The 16,097-nt window shown below is 55.2% G+C and carries 17 protein-coding genes and 1 pseudogene; 9 read left to right on the top strand and 9 right to left on the bottom strand.

Annotated features, from left to right (window positions below; genetic code table 11):
- Positions 1-146: 146 nt before the first annotated feature.
- Both J3A71_RS30075 and J3A71_RS30080 read right to left on the bottom strand, forming a co-directional pair.
- Positions 147-1,052 carry a cation diffusion facilitator family transporter gene (locus tag J3A71_RS30075; protein ID WP_004577663.1) on the bottom strand — a complete coding sequence of 302 codons (906 nt, stop codon included), beginning with the start codon at positions 1,050-1,052 and terminating at the stop codon, positions 147-149.
- Between the two features lie 54 nt (positions 1,053-1,106).
- On the bottom strand, positions 1,107-1,445 hold the full coding sequence (locus J3A71_RS30080; protein WP_080635014.1) for a zinc ribbon domain-containing protein: 339 nt from the start codon (positions 1,443-1,445) through the stop codon (positions 1,107-1,109).
- 490 nt (positions 1,446-1,935) lie between these two features.
- Here J3A71_RS30080 and J3A71_RS30085 point away from each other — a divergent pair, with 490 nt between their 5' ends.
- The 3 genes and pseudogenes from J3A71_RS30085 to J3A71_RS31600 all read left to right on the top strand — a co-directional run bounded on the left by J3A71_RS30085 (position 1,936) and on the right by J3A71_RS31600 (position 4,373).
- On the top strand, positions 1,936-3,633 hold the full coding sequence (locus tag J3A71_RS30085; protein WP_004577664.1) for a phosphoethanolamine--lipid A transferase: 1,698 nt from the start codon (positions 1,936-1,938) through the stop codon (positions 3,631-3,633).
- Between the two features lie 122 nt (positions 3,634-3,755).
- Positions 3,756-3,884, top strand: coding sequence for a hypothetical protein (locus J3A71_RS31725; protein ID WP_003253468.1), 129 nt, complete (start codon positions 3,756-3,758; stop codon positions 3,882-3,884).
- A 225-nt stretch (positions 3,885-4,109) separates the two neighbouring features.
- A pseudogene (locus J3A71_RS31600) lies at positions 4,110-4,373 on the top strand (hypothetical protein).
- 272 nt (positions 4,374-4,645) lie between these two features.
- Here J3A71_RS31600 and J3A71_RS30090 read toward each other — a convergent pair.
- The gene (locus tag J3A71_RS30090; protein WP_004577665.1) at positions 4,646-4,990 is read right to left on the bottom strand and encodes a cupin domain-containing protein; all 345 of its coding nucleotides are present in this window, start codon (positions 4,988-4,990) and stop codon (positions 4,646-4,648) included.
- 282 nt (positions 4,991-5,272) lie between these two features.
- On the opposite strand from J3A71_RS30090, the gene J3A71_RS30095 reads away from it, so the two are divergent.
- A complete protein-coding gene (locus tag J3A71_RS30095) occupies positions 5,273-5,758 on the top strand; it encodes an integrase repeat-containing protein (protein ID WP_172901776.1) in 486 nt (161 codons plus the stop codon).
- On the opposite strand, the gene J3A71_RS30100 is transcribed toward J3A71_RS30095, so the two are convergent.
- A protein-coding gene (locus J3A71_RS30100) for an IS3 family transposase (protein WP_209953692.1) occupies positions 5,755-6,905 on the bottom strand; the annotation gives its coding sequence in 2 pieces (ribosomal slippage) (positions 5,755-6,671 and positions 6,671-6,905; 1,152 coding nt in all). The two genes, J3A71_RS30095 and J3A71_RS30100, sit on opposite strands and share 4 nt — an antisense overlap.
- Positions 6,906-6,973: 68 nt before the next feature.
- On the opposite strand from J3A71_RS30100, the gene J3A71_RS30105 reads away from it, so the two are divergent.
- A complete protein-coding gene (locus J3A71_RS30105) occupies positions 6,974-7,456 on the top strand; it encodes a hypothetical protein (protein WP_004577229.1) in 483 nt (160 codons plus the stop codon).
- A gap of 699 nt (positions 7,457-8,155) precedes the next feature.
- The gene (locus J3A71_RS31605; protein ID WP_231995368.1) at positions 8,156-8,752 is read left to right on the top strand and encodes an HNH endonuclease signature motif containing protein; all 597 of its coding nucleotides are present in this window, start codon (positions 8,156-8,158) and stop codon (positions 8,750-8,752) included.
- Positions 8,753-9,093: 341 nt separating this feature from the next.
- Here the strand turns inward: J3A71_RS31605 and J3A71_RS30115 are convergent, their stop codons facing one another.
- On the bottom strand, positions 9,094-9,519 hold the full coding sequence (locus tag J3A71_RS30115; protein WP_016487029.1) for a hypothetical protein: 426 nt from the start codon (positions 9,517-9,519) through the stop codon (positions 9,094-9,096).
- A 211-nt stretch (positions 9,520-9,730) separates the two neighbouring features.
- Between J3A71_RS30115 and J3A71_RS30120 the strand changes: the two genes are divergently transcribed.
- From J3A71_RS30120 to J3A71_RS30130, 3 genes are all read left to right on the top strand, one after another.
- Positions 9,731-10,063, top strand: coding sequence for a transposase (locus tag J3A71_RS30120; RefSeq protein ID WP_009684096.1), 333 nt, complete (start codon positions 9,731-9,733; stop codon positions 10,061-10,063).
- The gene (gene tnpB, locus J3A71_RS31610; protein WP_009684097.1) at positions 10,060-10,395 is read left to right on the top strand and encodes an IS66 family insertion sequence element accessory protein TnpB; all 336 of its coding nucleotides are present in this window, start codon (positions 10,060-10,062) and stop codon (positions 10,393-10,395) included. The genes J3A71_RS30120 and tnpB overlap by 4 nt, the downstream gene beginning before the upstream one ends.
- A gap of 61 nt (positions 10,396-10,456) precedes the next feature.
- A complete protein-coding gene (locus J3A71_RS30130; protein WP_009684098.1) occupies positions 10,457-11,992 on the top strand; it encodes an IS66 family transposase in 1,536 nt (511 codons plus the stop codon).
- 33 nt (positions 11,993-12,025) lie between these two features.
- Here the strand turns inward: J3A71_RS30130 and J3A71_RS30135 are convergent, their stop codons facing one another.
- From J3A71_RS30135 to J3A71_RS30150, 4 genes are all read right to left on the bottom strand, one after another.
- The gene (locus J3A71_RS30135) at positions 12,026-12,559 is read right to left on the bottom strand and encodes an NUDIX domain-containing protein (RefSeq protein ID WP_024947944.1); all 534 of its coding nucleotides are present in this window, start codon (positions 12,557-12,559) and stop codon (positions 12,026-12,028) included.
- 91 nt (positions 12,560-12,650) lie between these two features.
- Positions 12,651-13,502 carry a universal stress protein gene (locus J3A71_RS30140; protein WP_024947943.1) on the bottom strand — a complete coding sequence of 284 codons (852 nt, stop codon included), beginning with the start codon at positions 13,500-13,502 and terminating at the stop codon, positions 12,651-12,653.
- A gap of 11 nt (positions 13,503-13,513) precedes the next feature.
- Positions 13,514-15,001, bottom strand: coding sequence for a SulP family inorganic anion transporter (locus J3A71_RS30145; RefSeq protein WP_053870531.1), 1,488 nt, complete (start codon positions 14,999-15,001; stop codon positions 13,514-13,516).
- A 549-nt stretch (positions 15,002-15,550) separates the two neighbouring features.
- Positions 15,551-15,880: a DUF6388 family protein gene (locus J3A71_RS30150; protein ID WP_004577226.1), complete on the bottom strand. Its 330-nt coding sequence runs from the start codon at positions 15,878-15,880 to the stop codon at positions 15,551-15,553.
- Positions 15,881-16,097 lie beyond the last annotated feature (217 nt).

Below are 16,097 nucleotides of genomic sequence, written 5' to 3' on the forward strand. Positions count from 1 at the left end.
TGGAGGTTATGGTCGGGGGCAGGCGAAGCCATTCACCAACCCCTCTCGAAGTGCTCCTGCCGTTTACGCCATCCTTCACCGCATGTCTTCTACGACATCACCCTCAGCCAAGAGGGTGATGTGTTTGTTTGGTTTTTACCGATCGATCAGTGTGAGGGCGACGGAACGCTTTCGTGGAAAGCTGCCCGCTCGATCTGGATGGTGCAGTGATGGATTTCGAATGCATCGCTGACAGCATCCACGACGGCCGCCAGCACAGCATCCCCATCTGCAGAATCCCGTATCACTACGTGCGACGTCATCACGTTGCTGCCACTGCTGACGGCCCAGACGTGCAAGTCATGAACGTCCGTAACGCCATCTACGCCGAGGATGGTAGCCTCGATTGCCGTCACGTCGAGCCCCCTCGGCACACCCTCCATGAGGATTCCCAGGCTTTCGCGAAGCAACTGCCACGTCCGCGGCAGAACCCAGAGGCCGATTGCCACAGCGACAATCGTGTCGACCCAAGTCCAGCCGGTGAAGCGGATGATGAGTGCCGCGATGATTACGCCTAGCGAGCCGAGCATGTCGCTCCAAACTTCGAGGTAGGCTCCTTTGACGTTGAGGCTCTCGTTGCTCGCAGATGCCAGAAGGCGCATCGAAATTAGGTTGATGATCAGGCCGGCGATTGCGATCCACATCATCGCTCCGGTAGCGATCTCCGCCGGCATGAAGAAGCGCTGGTAGGCCTCATACAAGATGTACATCGCCACCAGGAAGAGCAGCACGGCGTTGAACGTCGAAGCCAGAATTTCCAGGCGCGCATAGCCGAAGGTTCTTTTCTGATCTGCCGGCCGCTTGGCTATCTGAAGTGCAATCAGTGAGATCGCCAAGGCGGCAGTATCTGTGAACATGTGAGATGCGTCCGACAGCAGCGCCAGGCTGCCGGTAATCCACGCGCCGATCACTTCTGCAATCATGAAGCTGCCAGTCAAGGCGAGCGCCATGATTAGCTTCTTCTGATGCCCCTCGCGTACTGCAGCGCTGCCATGGTCGTGATTTGAACCCACGTATTTCTCCTTGCGCAGGGTTGTGGTCTCGTTGGCCTTCCTGTCTAGCTAGCCTTAGAGCGTCGCTTGGCCACACTGACTGCAAAATCTTGCTCCTGCACTCAGCAGCGAGCCGCAGGCGGTGCAACCACTCGATAGCGGTGTTCCGCAGTTTAGACAAAAGCGTGCTGACGGATCGTTGGCCGTCCGGCACTGCCTGCAGCCCTGCAGATCTTTGATGGGGGCTGGAGTGGCAGGGCGCCCGCCGTCATACACCTGATTGCCGCCGTCGCAGCCCTGCTGCCGGCCATGGCGATCATATTGCTCGGCCCCATGTCCCCCGCTGTGGTGCTTGCCTCCACCGTGGTTTTCACGACCATGGTGCCCGCCCAGGATGTTTTTGAAAAAGCTCATGGTATTCGCCCCTCATTGATGGGTGACATATTAACGAGCAAAAGTTGAAAATAATGTTCTGCTCGCGAGAAAGACTTGTAAGTTGAATTGAAAGTTCAAAATTAGCCTACGACAAAACGAAACCGTTTTGTTCGTGAAATTAAATTTATCTAGCTGAGCGGCGCATTGTTTTTGGTGGGTGGTATTCCCCTAATTTTGATCATAGCGTGATCATTGACAATCAAAGCAGCAGTTATTGGATTTCTGTCAGCATTGTAATCCCGAGGTCATCGTGTCGTTATCAGGTCCCGGAAATAATGCGCTCAGCGAGATTCATTTCTCTTTTTATCCCTATGCCTCACACATACTAAGCGTCCCCAACGCGTAGGGGCCCAAGGCCTCTGGCGCTCCGCACATTGCGCAATCGCTCAGCATCTGTCGACGGCTTGCCTTGTAGCTCCCGCTAACTCCATAGCTACCGCCATGGATAAGCAGCTTCCAGAGTTTGATAATGACACCTTCCAAATCCATTGTTCACACCCTGTTAAGCAAATGGATCTTTGCTATTCGCAATGCGCGGCAGAAAGGCATCAGTACTAATTTGCTAATCGGCCTGGTGACTTTTTGGTTGCTGCTATTCGCGAACGCTGAGCTCTGGAACGTGCTCTGGACGCTGGTATTCAAAACCGATGAAGTGAACTGGCTGCTAGCTGCTAGCCTCCCAGTCATAGTATTCGCATGGGTGTTTACCGTTCTGAGCTTGCTGTCATGGGGGCGGCTGGCCAAACCCTTGCTGTGTCTGGTACTGATCAGCGCGTCTTTCGCGAGTTACTTCATGAATGCCTACGGCATCGTGGTCGATTACACAATGTTCACCAACGTTGTGGAGACCGACGTCGCTGAGGCAACCGAGCTGCTGAATTGGAAGCTCGGTCTTTGGGTCGCAATGGTTGGGGTGTTGCCCGTCTACCTGATTGCCCGGGTTCCCCTCCGGCGTAAGCCTTGGGCCAAAGCTTTGGTCAGCAGGTTCATTGCTCTGTCGCTCGCTCTGTTGACCTTATCTGGCATCGCGTTGAGTCAGTACCAGTCGTATGCCTCCTTGCTGCGCAACAATCGGGAGATCCGGCTGATTCTGGTACCTACCAACTTGTTTGCGGCTGGCCATGGGTACCTGAAGCGTCAGCTGGCCTCACCTAAAACGCTGACGGCCATTGGTACTGATGCGGTAGTTAATCGACAGGGTGCGGCTCGTAAACCCAGGCTGCTGGTACTGGCAGTAGGAGAGACCGCTCGCTCCGCCAACTTCTCCCTCAACGGCTACTCCCGTGAAACGAATCCGGAACTAGAAAAGCGAAATGTCATTAGCTTCACGAACGTGAGCTCCTGCGGTACCGCCACCGCGGTCTCGCTGCCATGCATGTTCCTGGACGTGGGTAAGGCCCAGTACAAAGATGGCTTGGCCAAGAGCCGAGAAGGGCTGCTCGACGTGCTTCAACGCGCTGGCATCAGTGTCATGTGGACTGACAACAACTCGGGGTGCAAAGGGGTCTGCGACAGGATTCCCAACCACAAGGCTGCCTCTCACGCGGATTCCCAACTGTGCACCAGCGAGGAGTGTAAGGACGGGGTGCTGCTCACGGAGATGCAAGACTTCATCAAGCGCCAGGAAGGCGATGCTGTCCTGGTGCTCCACTACAAAGGCAGTCACGGCCCGGCCTACTACAAGCGCTACCCCTCGCAATTCAAGAAATTCGCACCGGTGTGCGAGACCAACGAGCTCGACAAATGTAAGCAGGAGGAGGTGGTCAATGCCTACGACAACTCAATCCTCTACACCGATTATGTGACTGCAAATCTCATCGATATCCTGACGGCCAACACCAAGTTCGACACTGCGCTAATGTACGTTTCGGACCACGGCGAATCGCTGGGGGAGGGTGGGCTCTATCTGCACGGGCTGCCTTACGCGATGGCTCCTGACGAGCAAACAAAGGTGCCGTTGGTACTTTGGATGTCTGACTCGCTCGCGAAGAGCGAAAAGGTCAACGTGGGTTGTTTGAAAGCTCAAACCACGTCACCGCTGAGCCACGACAACCTGTTCCACACCGTGCTCGGCATGATGAACGTCCAGACGTCCTCGTATCGCTCAGCGCTGGATTTCACAGCCCCTTGCAAGCCCTTGGCCGGAGGCTCTTATTCAGGCCTTTAAATGTTCGATATGGCCCGGATCATCGGCCAGGCGGCTCTGCACAAGCCTGCTTTGACAGCTGAGAGAAGCTGGACTAATTACATAGCTGCATCCAACAACCCAAGCGGAAAAGGAAGTTTTGCATGAGCATCAAGCCAGGCCCTAAGCGCACCAATGAAGATGGCACTCCGGACAAAAGGCAGCGAGTCACCCCTGAGAAGCAGAAGGACCATCCGGACCTGAAACCTCACAAGCACAAAAAGGGGGAGTAAGAGAAAAGCAGCTCTCGGGAGCTGCTTTTTTGTTTAGGCTGCGTGCAAACCTTCCTGACTGTAGTCGTGAGTCTTCTGCTTTGCGTGATCGGTTGGGGTTGTTTTAAGTCACTACAAGGTGGTCACTTGTCGGGCGCGACTCACAAAAAGCTTAGATCGGCTTGATTACCGCCTCGCTTTGGCTAGCTTGGAATCCATCGCTATCCATCGATTGCAGGGGGCTGCATGCGTTTGCGCGGAGATGTTTATTGAAGCTGGGCAGATCCTACGCTTCATCACCGGACCCACGAAGAGATCCTGAATGACGGATTTTATCTCGACGTGCAGGTAAAGCTTTCGCGGAAAGCCGCAACGCAGCTGTTTATCGGTGTGTACGCGCCGTCGGGAACCGCGCTTTATGAGGAAGCGTTCGACACCCGGCCGAACGAATCAATGACGAGCGCGTTGGCCTGGGGAGTCGCCAGAGCGCGTGTCGTAGCTACGTTGTAAACCACTTTTTTTCACTGTAAGCCACTGTGGTTTACAGTGAAAAAAGTGGTTTACAGCAGGCCTCCTCAGGCTTGAGTCAGCTCCAGCAGATCGCCCAGCTCCTCCCGGGCCATCTTCACTCAACACTGAGCCAGTCGTGAGGTTGCACCGCACAAAGTCTTCCGCATCTATGTCCCGCTTGGCAGAATTCGAAGGCGTGATGTCTGTACCTCCTTCAAATCCGCGATCATGGTCATGCGCCGACGCGATGGCGCGGCACTGCCATTTGACATTTAAGAGAATACGAAATATTTGCGTACGGTCTCTACTACTTCCCAAGTTCCGGAAAAGCCAGGCTCTATAATAAATTTGTCGCCTGCTTTGAGGTGAATTGGCTGCTTACCATCGGGGGTAATCACGCAATAACCTTCTTGGAAGTCGCAGTACTCCCATTTGGTATAGGCCACGCGCCATTTACCGGGCGTGCATATCCATGTACCCATAATCTTCGACCCATCTTCCGAGGTGTACGAGTTCAGATTGACAGTGTGAGGCTCGCCCGACAGCCGTTCCCAGGTGCATGCGTCAAGAACTGGTAAAGGGGAGGTGTCGCGCAGTACAACGATTAGGTCTTTCATAGAATGTGTTCGTGTGGTGATGATGTTTTGTAGCATCACAAAGTATGTCAGAAGAGAGATGTCTGTACCCGACACTAATATGCCCGTTTGCGAATTTCTGTCTAGGCTAACTCCATATGAAGGTGAGCGTTAGTGTTTTTTATATCTGATTATCAGCTCAAATGGTCGATGTTTCTATCCGGCCATTCAAAAACGATCTGAGGGTGGCGGTGGAAGGTGGTGATGTATTGAACTACGCTATACATGCGTCGCTGCAATAAACTAAATTGCATGAGAATAAAAATGCCAGAAGAATCTTATTGTAGCTATGATGAAGCTCGCCAGATAATTGCCGCGCTTAATATATGCACTGCCGGTCAATATAGGAGTCGATACAAAGAGCATGCGGGATTACCATCAAATCCCCCAATTTTCTTTGCGGGAAAAGGATGGGATTGTTGGTATGTGTTTCTGAGCAAGGCAAAGCCAGACTTATACGAATCGTTGTCGCAAGCACAGATTGCAGCAAGGTTTCTAGGTATTTCAACTCAGCTAGAATACGTGGCTCGTTATAAGGAAGACTCACGTCTGCCTTCCGATCCCGTACGGTTTTACGATGAATGCAAATCTTGGAGGCATTTCTTCCAAGAGGATTATGAGAAAGCTTATCCAACCTATGAAGAAGCAAAAAGCGCAGCGAGAAGGCTAGGTGTACACACCGCGAAAGAATATAAAAACCGTTACTTAGCCGATAAAAAACTGAGGAGTGAATCGCCCCTGCTTTCCTAGACACTCTCCAAGCTCAGGAAATAGCGTTTCTCATACTCTACTGGAGACAGCTGCATAGCACTGCTGTGTCGACGCTTAGGGTTATAGAACATCTCGATGTAATCGAAAATATCACTTCGGGCTTCGTCACGCGTTGCGTAGATCTTTCGTCGGATTCGCTCCCGCTTCAAAAGCTGGAAAAAGCTCTCCGCTACGGCATTGTCGTGGCAGTTTCCCCGTCGGCTCATGCTGCTGATCACATTATTGGCCTTCAGGAAGCTTTGCCAATCTGAGCTACTGAACGGACTGCCTTGGTCTGAGTGAATCATCACTTGCTGCTGTGGCTTGCGTCGCCACACGGCCATCAGCATGGCGTCGATGGCCAGGTCGCTGCTCATTCTGGGCTTCATTGACCAACCAATGACTTGGCGGGAGAACAGATCCAGCACTACCGCCAGGTACAGCCACCCTTCATAGGTGCGGATGTAGGTGATATCGGTCACCCAGACTTTATTCGGCTCACTGACCTTGAACTGCCGGGCCAGATGGTTGGGGGATGCCACTGTTGGTTTTCCGCCATAAAACCCAGTACGACGGCGATAGCCCGTTTGCGAACGCAGCCCCTCTGCCTGCATCAAGCGACCGACTCGATTTCGCCCACAGATCTCTCCTAGCTCTCGCAGGTCATCGTGAATCTTGCGATAGCCATACACGCCGCCGCTTTCTAACCAGGCCTGCTTGATCAAGCCAAGCAGGCGCTGATCTTCTTTGGCTCGGGCAGATTGAGGTTCGGCCAACCAAGCGTAGTAGCCGCTGGGATGCACCTTGAGGGTTTGGCAAAGGCGCCGCACCGGGTAATGCGTCGAGTGCTTTTTGATGAAGGCGTACTTCAGTTGCACTCCTTGGCAAAGTACGCGGCGGCCTTTTTTAAGATGTCTCGCTCTTCAGTCACGCGCTTGAGTTCTGCGCGAAGCTTGCGCAGTTCGGCTTGCTGCTCATCGTCTTGCTGACGCTGCTCTTGGGGTTTGCTGTAGAGCTTGATCCAGGCGTAGAGGCTGTGAACAGACATGCCCAGGCGCTGGGCAACATCGGCGACAGGATTGCCTTTCTCGGTCACTTGCTTGACCGCTTCGATCTTGAATTCTTCGGGGTAACGCTGACGACTCATGGCACCTCCTATTTGGGCCTCATTATGAGGCTTGGAGGTGTCTACGAAACCAGGGGCGATTCACTTTGATGGTTGGAAGTGATCTTACCCGCGACCATCAAAATGCATCGAACTTCCTCAAGGAGATCTGGCCAGTCAAGGTGACGTTCCGTGAGAAGAAGTTCTTTGTATCTGCCGAGGATCCGTACAACTCCATAGTGCAGCTCGATATTGAGTTCATTAGACTGATCCGTAACCGGGCCGGCATGCCCACGGCTAGGCCCTGGAATGCCTATCACCCACACTGGACCTTCACTCCGGAAATCCAGGCTTGGGAAAATGAGATTGTCCGGATGGCTGGGTGCCTGGCTGAAATGCCTATTTTCGGCTTCATGAGCGAACGAGATTTCGATTTCTACCATCACGTGGAGGAGGGGAATCTGGTTTTCCATGATGAATCTACAGAGGCCCTTCACATTTTTGTTCAAATGCTTGAGCGTTTCGACGATTTCCTGACGCACTACAAGGGGCCCCAGCAGAGCGCCTATGGCTCATCGCACTACAGGTTCTAGCAAGGATGATTGAGCTGAGGAGGAATGACTCTAGGGCCTTCCTCCCTGCCCGTTCGTGTCCTCAGTGTGCATCTCCCGGTGGAGCAACGGCAAAAGTCTTGGGATCTGCCATAACCTTGGATGCGGGAGCTAACTTTGCCGATGATCGTGGTAGATGACAGAAATCTGCAGTGAGGAATCAACGCCAACCAGTGAGAGGTAAGCCCCGGTCTCCCGGGGCTTTTCCATTAGAAGGACCGAGCAGGCCGGTGAGCTATGAGCCAGACTGGACTGCGTCCATGCACTTGAGCAGCCATGATCAGTTGTGAGCTCGAAGGGAGAGTTCCGGTGTCCAAGTCATCACCCCGACAGTTTCGAGGCACTGACAGTCTCGCCGCGGAGCAGCGCTCACGCGATGCAGTCAGTCCATTCCTGGAGGCCTGCGGCTTCAGAGTAATTGCAGACCAGCGAATCCCCACTGGCTCAGCATCCCAGCAGCTTGTCACGTTCCTCAACAATGATGGTGAGGAGGTCAAAGCCCGGGTTCGCCTATGCTGGCGCCGAGATGGTCGCAACTTGAATGAGCAGAGATATTCAGCTGCTCAGCTGACGGCCCACCTTCGGCCTGGAGGCTGGGATGCCACATTGGAGCATGTGGTGGGGAGAGACCTAGCCCTTGGCGTCAGTCACAACCTCCTGTTTCAGCGTGAAGGTGAGGTCGTGGTCTATGCCGCCCTGATCCCTACAGATGCGTTGCACCAGATCTGGAATCGGCAGCGGGAGGTGAGCGATGAGCTCTTGCGCCTGGGGCTGAAAGGTCGCATCAGGAAGAACCATGCCCAAAACGGAACAAGCCCAACGCTGTGGCTTCAAGATGATCGGTTGCCAGATACCCACCAGGTAGCCGATGTATTGTGGGAATGGCCAGGGGTTGTTGATCTCGCGAAGCTCGCTGTGGCGGGTCAGTTACCGCCAGGCCTTGACGACACATTAGACGATTGCCCAATGCCGGATTATTCGGCTCTAGGGCGTGACCTTGGGGAGAGGGTGAGCACTATCCGGTCACACGTGAAGCGAGATCCTAAGGTGCGACTTGCGGTGCTGGAGCGGGCTCAGTACCGATGTGAAAGATGCGCCGAGAGTCGGACATTCCCCGGCTTCCTGGACGTGCACCACGTGCTGGGTGCGGACGTGTCGGATCGCTTCTACAACTGCGTGGCGCTATGCCCGAACTGCCATCGAGAAGCTCACTATGGCGAGAACCGAGATGAACTGAACGCGCAGCTTTTGGAGTACGCCCTTCAGTTCCGAGCGTGAGCTCACTCTGCCGATGGTCGTGACGCCATTCTAGGACCTCCAATATCAAGCAGGTCCAATCATGAGAGCAGCACCAGAAGCAATTTTTCGGCAGGTGGATGAGGAGCAAGTCGTGTTCTGGGTCGCAGTTGACGGGCGTTCCTATCGAGCGTGGGGTACGTTCAGGGGGCGGCATATCGACGCCCGGGAACGTTCCCGGTCTGCGGCGGTAGAGGGGTGGCTTCGAAAGGCTAATTTCGCTGCAGATAGGTGAGGGCTGGGCAGAGGGGCGCCGGGTGGACGTTATCCGGCGGCCTCATCCCCGATTGCGCACTCAGGGGCGCGACGTGGGGCGGCGCAGTTTAATCGGAGGTGGGTAGCCCAGCGTGCTCGATGAACCTTTCCAGCACCACTCGTTCGTCACTAGATGTGGGGGTGCCACCGTGTGACGCCTTGCCACGCAGATCGATTTCCCAGCCGGCGTACCAAGCGTCCTCTGGCCCCACATACACCGCCGGACTTCCGTCAGGGAACTGGTCTGCAGTTAGGTCAACGATCAGCGAATTCACCACGAGCCACATGTGAGGCTTGCCGTCTCGCATAGCGCTAACGGTTTCCGCTTCCGGGCCCCCAGGTATGCTGTTGAGGTAGTCGCCGAGCAGTTCGGATGTCACCGCGCAGCAGGCATGAGGAAAACCTGCCATGTGCCCCGGGAGAATGCCCAAGGCTTTCTGTTCCTCGATCGATGCGCGAAAGTCATGCGCGATCTTGTGTACGTCAATCACCATGTTGTGAACCATAGTCATGATAGGAGAGAGGTCGCCGCTTCTGAGGCGCCCACAAAAAAGCCCCGGAAAAATCCGAGGCTCTTCACTTTCCTAGCCGTAACGCCATGAGTAACCGTCCGGCCAACTCACCTTCCTGACCCCGACGCCAAAGGCGATGGTGTCCACCTAATTTAAGTGGACACCATTTCTAGCCTTTTAAGCGGGTCTTTCCATGCAGTCACAACGCCGTTCCTATTCAAAATCCTTCAAGGCCCAAGTTGTCCAAGAGTGCGCCCAGCCCGGCGCATCGATTGCCAGCGTCGCGCAGAAGCACAGCCTTAACGCGAACCTCGTACATAAATGGATTAGGGTACTCACGAACAAAACCATGGCGCTGCAACCTGCTTTCATTCCAGTGCCCTTGCCGCTAGCCGGAGGACATTCGCAGGCAGCTTCATCAAGTATCTGCATTGAAATCCAGCACCCGCGTGGCACCGTCAAAGTGAACTGGCCGACCGAAAGCGCTGTCGCCTGTGCCACCTTTCTGCGAGACCTGTTGGAATGATTCGGATCGATGCCATCTGGCTTGCCACCGAGCCTATGGACATGCGCGCCGGTACCGAGACCGCGCTGGCCAGGGTGATCGCGGTGTTCGGTGTGGCGAAGCCGCACTGCGCATACCTCTTCGCTAATCGCCGTGCCAACCGAATGAAAGTCTTGGTGCATGACGGTGTGGGCATTTGGCTGGCAGCGCGACGATTGAACCAAGGCAAGTTTCATTGGCCCGGCATCCGTCACGGATCGGAAGTCGAACTCGATAACGAGCAACTTCAAGCCTTGGTACTGGGTTTGCCGTGGCAGCGGGTCGGCGCAGGCAGCGCGATCACAGTGCTTTAGCCCCTGCCATTAGCCCATCGGTTTATCGCTGTTGACGACCTACTCTGACACAATCAGCGGCATGACTTCCTCGCCCAATCTCGACCAGATGACACCGGAACAGCTGCGCGGCTTGGCCGAACAGGCTATGCAGTTGCTGTCCCAGGTCGACTCCATGAGCCAGAAAATCCAACGCCTCGAAACGGTCAACGAGCAACTGGCTCATGAAATCGCCATCCTCAAGCGACACAAGTTCGCCAAGCGCAGCGAGCAACTGAGCCCCGACCAAGGCAGTCTGCTTGATGATCTGCTCGATACCGATATCGCAGCTATCGAAGCCGAGCTGAAGGCAGCCAATCCGCCGGCCGCACCGGCCGAGCCACGTCATAAGCCCAAGCGTGCACCACTGCCGCCGCAGTTTCCGCGAACCGTGATCCGTCACGAACCAGAGAATACTCAGTGCGTGTGCGGCTGCCAGCTTCAGCGAATCGGCGAAGACGTCAGCGAGAAGCTCGATTACACTCCGGGCGTGTTCACAGTTGAGCGGCATGTGCGTGGAAAATGGACGTGTCGTCAGTGTGAAACACTGATCCAGGCGCCTGTACCGGCCCAAGTGATCGACAAGGGCATCCCGACCGCAGGCCTGTTGGCCCACGTGATGGTGGCGAAGTTCGCCGACCATTTACCGCTGTACCGGCAGGAGAAGATTTTTGGTCGGGCCGGACTGCCCATCGCCCGTTCGACACTGGCGCAATGGATCGGACAGACCGGTGTGCAGCTCCAGCCTCTGGTCGATGCGCTGCGTGAGCATGTGTTGGCCCAGGGCGTGATCCACGCCGATGAGACCCCGGTTCAGATGCTCGCACCAGGCGAAAAGAAAACCCACCGCGCTTACGTGTGGGCCTATAGCACCACGCCTTTCTCGGCCCTAAAGGCCGTGGTCTACGACTTCAGCCCCAGCCGTGCCGGCGAACATGCGCGTAACTTCCTGGGCACGTGGAACGGTAAGCTGGTCTGCGATGACTTCGCCGGCTACAAGGCCAGCTTCGAGCTGGGCATCACCGAAATCGGCTGCATGGCCCATGCACGCCGCAAATTCTTCGACCTGCATGCAGCCAATAAAAGCCAGTTGGCGGAGCAGGCGCTTCACTCGATTGGCGGGTTGTATGAAGTCGAGCGACACGCCAAGGAAATGAGCGACGAAGCCCGCTGGCGATTACGTCAGGAAACAGCGGTGCCCATCGCTGAAAAACTGCATGAGTGGATGTTGGCCCAACGCGAACTTGTGCCCGAGGGTTCGGCCACGGCCAAGGCCCTGGATTACAGCCTTAAACGCTGGGTAGCGCTGACGCGCTACCTGGAAGATGGTGCTGTGCCCATCGACAATAACCAGATCGAGAATTTGATCCGGCCGTGGGCGCTTGGGCGCTCGAACTGGTTATTTGCCGGGTCGCTGCGCAGTGGAAAAAGGGCGGCGGCAATCATGAGCCTGATCCAGTCGGCGCGTATGAATGGGCACGATCCGTATGCCTATCTCAAGGATGTACTGATGCGGCTTCCGACACAGCGGGCGAGCGAAATCACGCAATTACTCCCGCAGCATTGGATGCTTGCCTGAGGCAGGCTAAGTGGACTTCGCCAAATAGTCAGCTCAAAGGCTGATTGGCATCAACAATTCGGAAGCGACTTTTCTCAGCATGTAGGTTTCGCGCAGAATTGATTGCCCCATCGAAGACTCGTGCCGCTGCATAACGGCTTCATTGTGCGTGATTGCTTCATGCAGGTTGATCCAGACAGGCCGCATACCATTAGCGATTTCGTGGCTTTCCATTCTCACGGGCTCTAGCTGGGGCGCTACTTCGCATTGATAAAAATGCGAGGTCATGTGCATCAGATCGTACTGTGGCTTCCAGTAGGACCGGTACTCCTCGATGTAACCGTAGTGCTGGAGCACCTGTATTTCACGGGCACCAGTCTCTTCCTCCAGCTCACGCTTCAGGCCTGTGACAATGTCCTCGTCAACATCAAGGCCGCCTCCAGGAAAGCTGAAGTCGTTATAGCGCTCGGTGAACAGCAACAGGATCTGCTCACCCCGCATCACGATGCCGCGTGCTGCATGTCGACGGAATACTCTGCCCTGCTTGGATTTCAGCTCGGGGTGAACAATTTCAGTTATGAGTTGCATGGGGCTCGTTACGGCAAGATCAGTTAGTCATCGTCCAGGGTGGCCACGGCATTTCCGCAGTTCTGGAAATACTGTGGCCAGTGGAACTGGCTCAGCGAAGCAGCAATACGGGTAAAGTGGATGTTCGCAGCATCGTCGTGGTCGTGCTACCTATCAGAAACTGCCTGATGCGTGAGTGCCCGTACGCCCCCATGACCAAGAGGTCAATGCCGTGCTCTGCCTGATACGCATGCAGTGTGGACTCTACTTCGCCTGGGCGGATCTCGGTATGCACCAGCGAGCCGGAAGAGGCAAGCGTGGTTCGTGCCTTCTCCAGCGCGTTCTGGTTGTCTTCAGAATCCGCTCCAACCATGACGATATGAATTGGCAGGCCTTCACACAGCGGGCTTGAAGCAAGCATCTGTACGGTCTTGTGGCATGTAGCACTGCCGTCAAATGCCACCATGACCGTTTCAGGTTTCCTGAAATGGCTGGTTGTAATCAGGATGGGGCGGTGGATAGTTCGGACTACCGCTTCAATCTGGCTGCCAAGACTTTGGGCACTGCGCGTGCTGTCCTCACCGACTCTTCCAATCACCAGTAACCGAATATCGTCTTGGAGATCGCTCAGGCTCTCGACGAGATGGCCATGGCGCTGCTTCATATCGGGTGACATGGCGCCAGAGTGGACTGTTCGCTCGCGAGCTTTTTCAAGCATGTGCTGCCCATGCTCCAAGGCCAGTTTTGCCCGCTGCGCATCCAGCGTGGCCAACTCTTCCAGTAGATGTTCTCTGCTACCGAGACCGATATTGCCGCTAAGATCAGCGGATGCAGGATACTTCTCCTTATCCAGCACATGAAGCAAGGTCAGGGGAGCGCTGAGTCGTTGCGAGGCCCATGCTGCGTAATCGCAGACCGCCAATGAGGATTGTGAGTTATCAATGCATGCCATTACGTGGGTCATTGTCGTTCTCCTTAGTGGCTCATGAGCTTGTCGATGGCGCCGGGCTTGTCATGCACGCCGAAGCGGTCAACGATTGTTGCGCTGGCTTCATTGAGACCGAGCACTTCAACCTCAGCTCCTTCGCGTCGGAACTTGATTACGACCTTATCCAGCGCTGCGACGGCGGTGATATCCCAGAAATGCGCCTGTGTGAGATCGATGGTGACCTTGTTGAGCGCCTCCTTGAAGTCAAAAACCTCAGTGAACTTGTCCGCAGAGCTAAAGAACACCTGGCCCACGACGCGGTAAGTCCGATGCGATTTCGTCTCTTCAAGAGTGCTCTTGATATCCAGGTAGTGCCCGACCTTGTTTGCGAAGAACAGGGAGGCCAGCAGCACACCTACCAGTACGCCGTAAGCCAGATTGTGAGTGGCCACGACGACCACGACGGTCGCCACCATGACGAGGTTGGTCGACAGCGGATGCTCTTTCAGATTACGCAAGGAATCCCAGCTAAAGGTGCCGATGGACACCATGATCATTACAGCCACGAGTGCGGCCATAGGGATTTTGGAGAGCCATTCGCCAAGAAATACCACCATCAGCAGCAGGAAAACGCCGGCACACAATGTCGAGAGACGGGTGCGGCCGCCAGATTTCACGTTGATGATCGACTGGCCGATCATGGCGCAACCTGCCATACCGCCAAGCATGCCGGCAGCGATGTTGGCCACACCCTGGCCTTTGCACTCGCGGTTTTTGTTGCTGGTGGTATCCGTCAGGTCGTCGACGATGGTCGCGGTCATCATCGACTCCAGTAGGCCTACAACTGCCAGCGCTGCGGAGTAAGGAAAGATGATCCGCAGGGTTTCAAAGTTCAGCGGCACTTCAGGCCACAGAAAAATCGGCAGCGTGTCCGGCAGTTGGCCCATGTCACCGACGGTGCGGATATCCAAACCGAGGTAAATGGCGATGGCAGTCAGCGTCAGAATGCACACCAACGGAGAGGGAATCAGCTTGCCGATTTTCGGTACATACGGGAACAGGTAGATGATTCCCAGGCCCGCAGCGGTCATGGCATAGACATGCCAGGTGACATTGGTCAGCTCAGGCAATTGCGCCATAAAAATCAGAATCGCCAATGCGTTTACGAAGCCGGTGACTACCGAACGTGAAACAAAGCGCATCAACGAGCCAAGCTTCAGGTAGCCGGCAAGGATTTGAAGTACGCCACATAGTAGAGTCGCGGCCAGCAGGTACTGGAGTCCATGCTCTTTTACCAGCGTAACCATCAGCAGTGCCATGGCGCCTGTCGCCGCCGAGATCATTCCGGGGCGCCCGCCGACAAAGGCGATGACAGCACAGATACAGAAGGAGGCGTAGAGACCGACTTTGGGATCTACCCCGGCGATGATGGAAAAGGCGATGGCTTCCGGGATCAGCGCGAGTGCGACCACCAGCCCCGCGAGCACGTCGGCACGGACGTTGGAAAACCACGTTTGTCTAAGTTTTTGCAGCATATAAATATCCAAGGCAAAGCATCGCGCACGCCAAGGGAGTGGCGAGCGAATCGATACAAATTCAAATTTTGAGGATTTTTTGCTGTGTGCTTAAGGTGTAAAACCAGGCGTACAGCAGTGAGCACCCGCGAGCGAGGCTAGCGGAAGCAGGTTGTTGCGAGGGGGCGTAGCGCTAAGGCGGCGTAGGCTGCCAGTAGATCGTTTGGAGTACAGTCATGCTGATGTTCCTGTAGCTCAAGGGGTATGCGGAGCCGAAGTATACAATGAAGCCATCGTCGATTGCGACCCGCTGGCAGGCTCTGCATGACCTACGTCAGATACAGGCTTATTCAATGGGTATACCTGCGGGCAAGGCTTTGTTTTCCACCCGTTCTTGTCCGAGCTGGTCTGTGTGCTGAGGGGTGAGTTGGCCAGACGGTTACCGCCATGAAAGGAGCAGCTGAGGTGAAACCACGAAGCGGCTGTTACGAACCGCAACCTGGAATCCCCCGCGCATCGAGCGCCAACTTACCTCACCAGAGAATCCGTTTCAACGAAATATCGTTTGGACTACTCAGTAATTCGGTTGAGGTCCTTGTACTCTTCCCAGGATGACCCAAGCACTTCCGCCATTTTGCGATGGCGCTCGATCCGCCATTCTTGAGCTTGCTGAGGAGATTGGGCGACCAGATGAATGACAAACTCATCCAGCTCAATGCCCCGCTTCTTGGCCGCCTCGGCGAATACCTGCAACCGTTGCTGGCTACGATATTCCTCTACCGTCATCCCACTGCCCTCAATCTCCTCTGCGCTGACCGCCTCAATCTCTCTCATTGCCTGCGGGTTCTCAGCAAAGAACTTGTCGCGAGCTGCGGTGTACCGGTCTTCGAGGGTCAGCATGCCTCTCTCCCTGTTTTGTGAGTTATGCGCTGCGAGCCAGCGGATGGCGCAGGTGCGTAATTGGAGCGTAAGTTTACCGTGAAATGGCGTCATGGGTGACGGCCGCCCGGTGTCACCGGGGGCTAAAAAAGAAAGGGTACCAGGCCTCATTCCGCCAACATGGATTGCCCGCTATTGGCTGTGGGAAATCCGTTGTGGCCAGTTACACTTCATACTG

The organism is Pseudomonas sp. PvP089 (genome assembly GCF_017875165.1).
Taxonomy (GTDB): domain Bacteria; phylum Pseudomonadota; class Gammaproteobacteria; order Pseudomonadales; family Pseudomonadaceae; genus Aquipseudomonas; species Aquipseudomonas fortuita.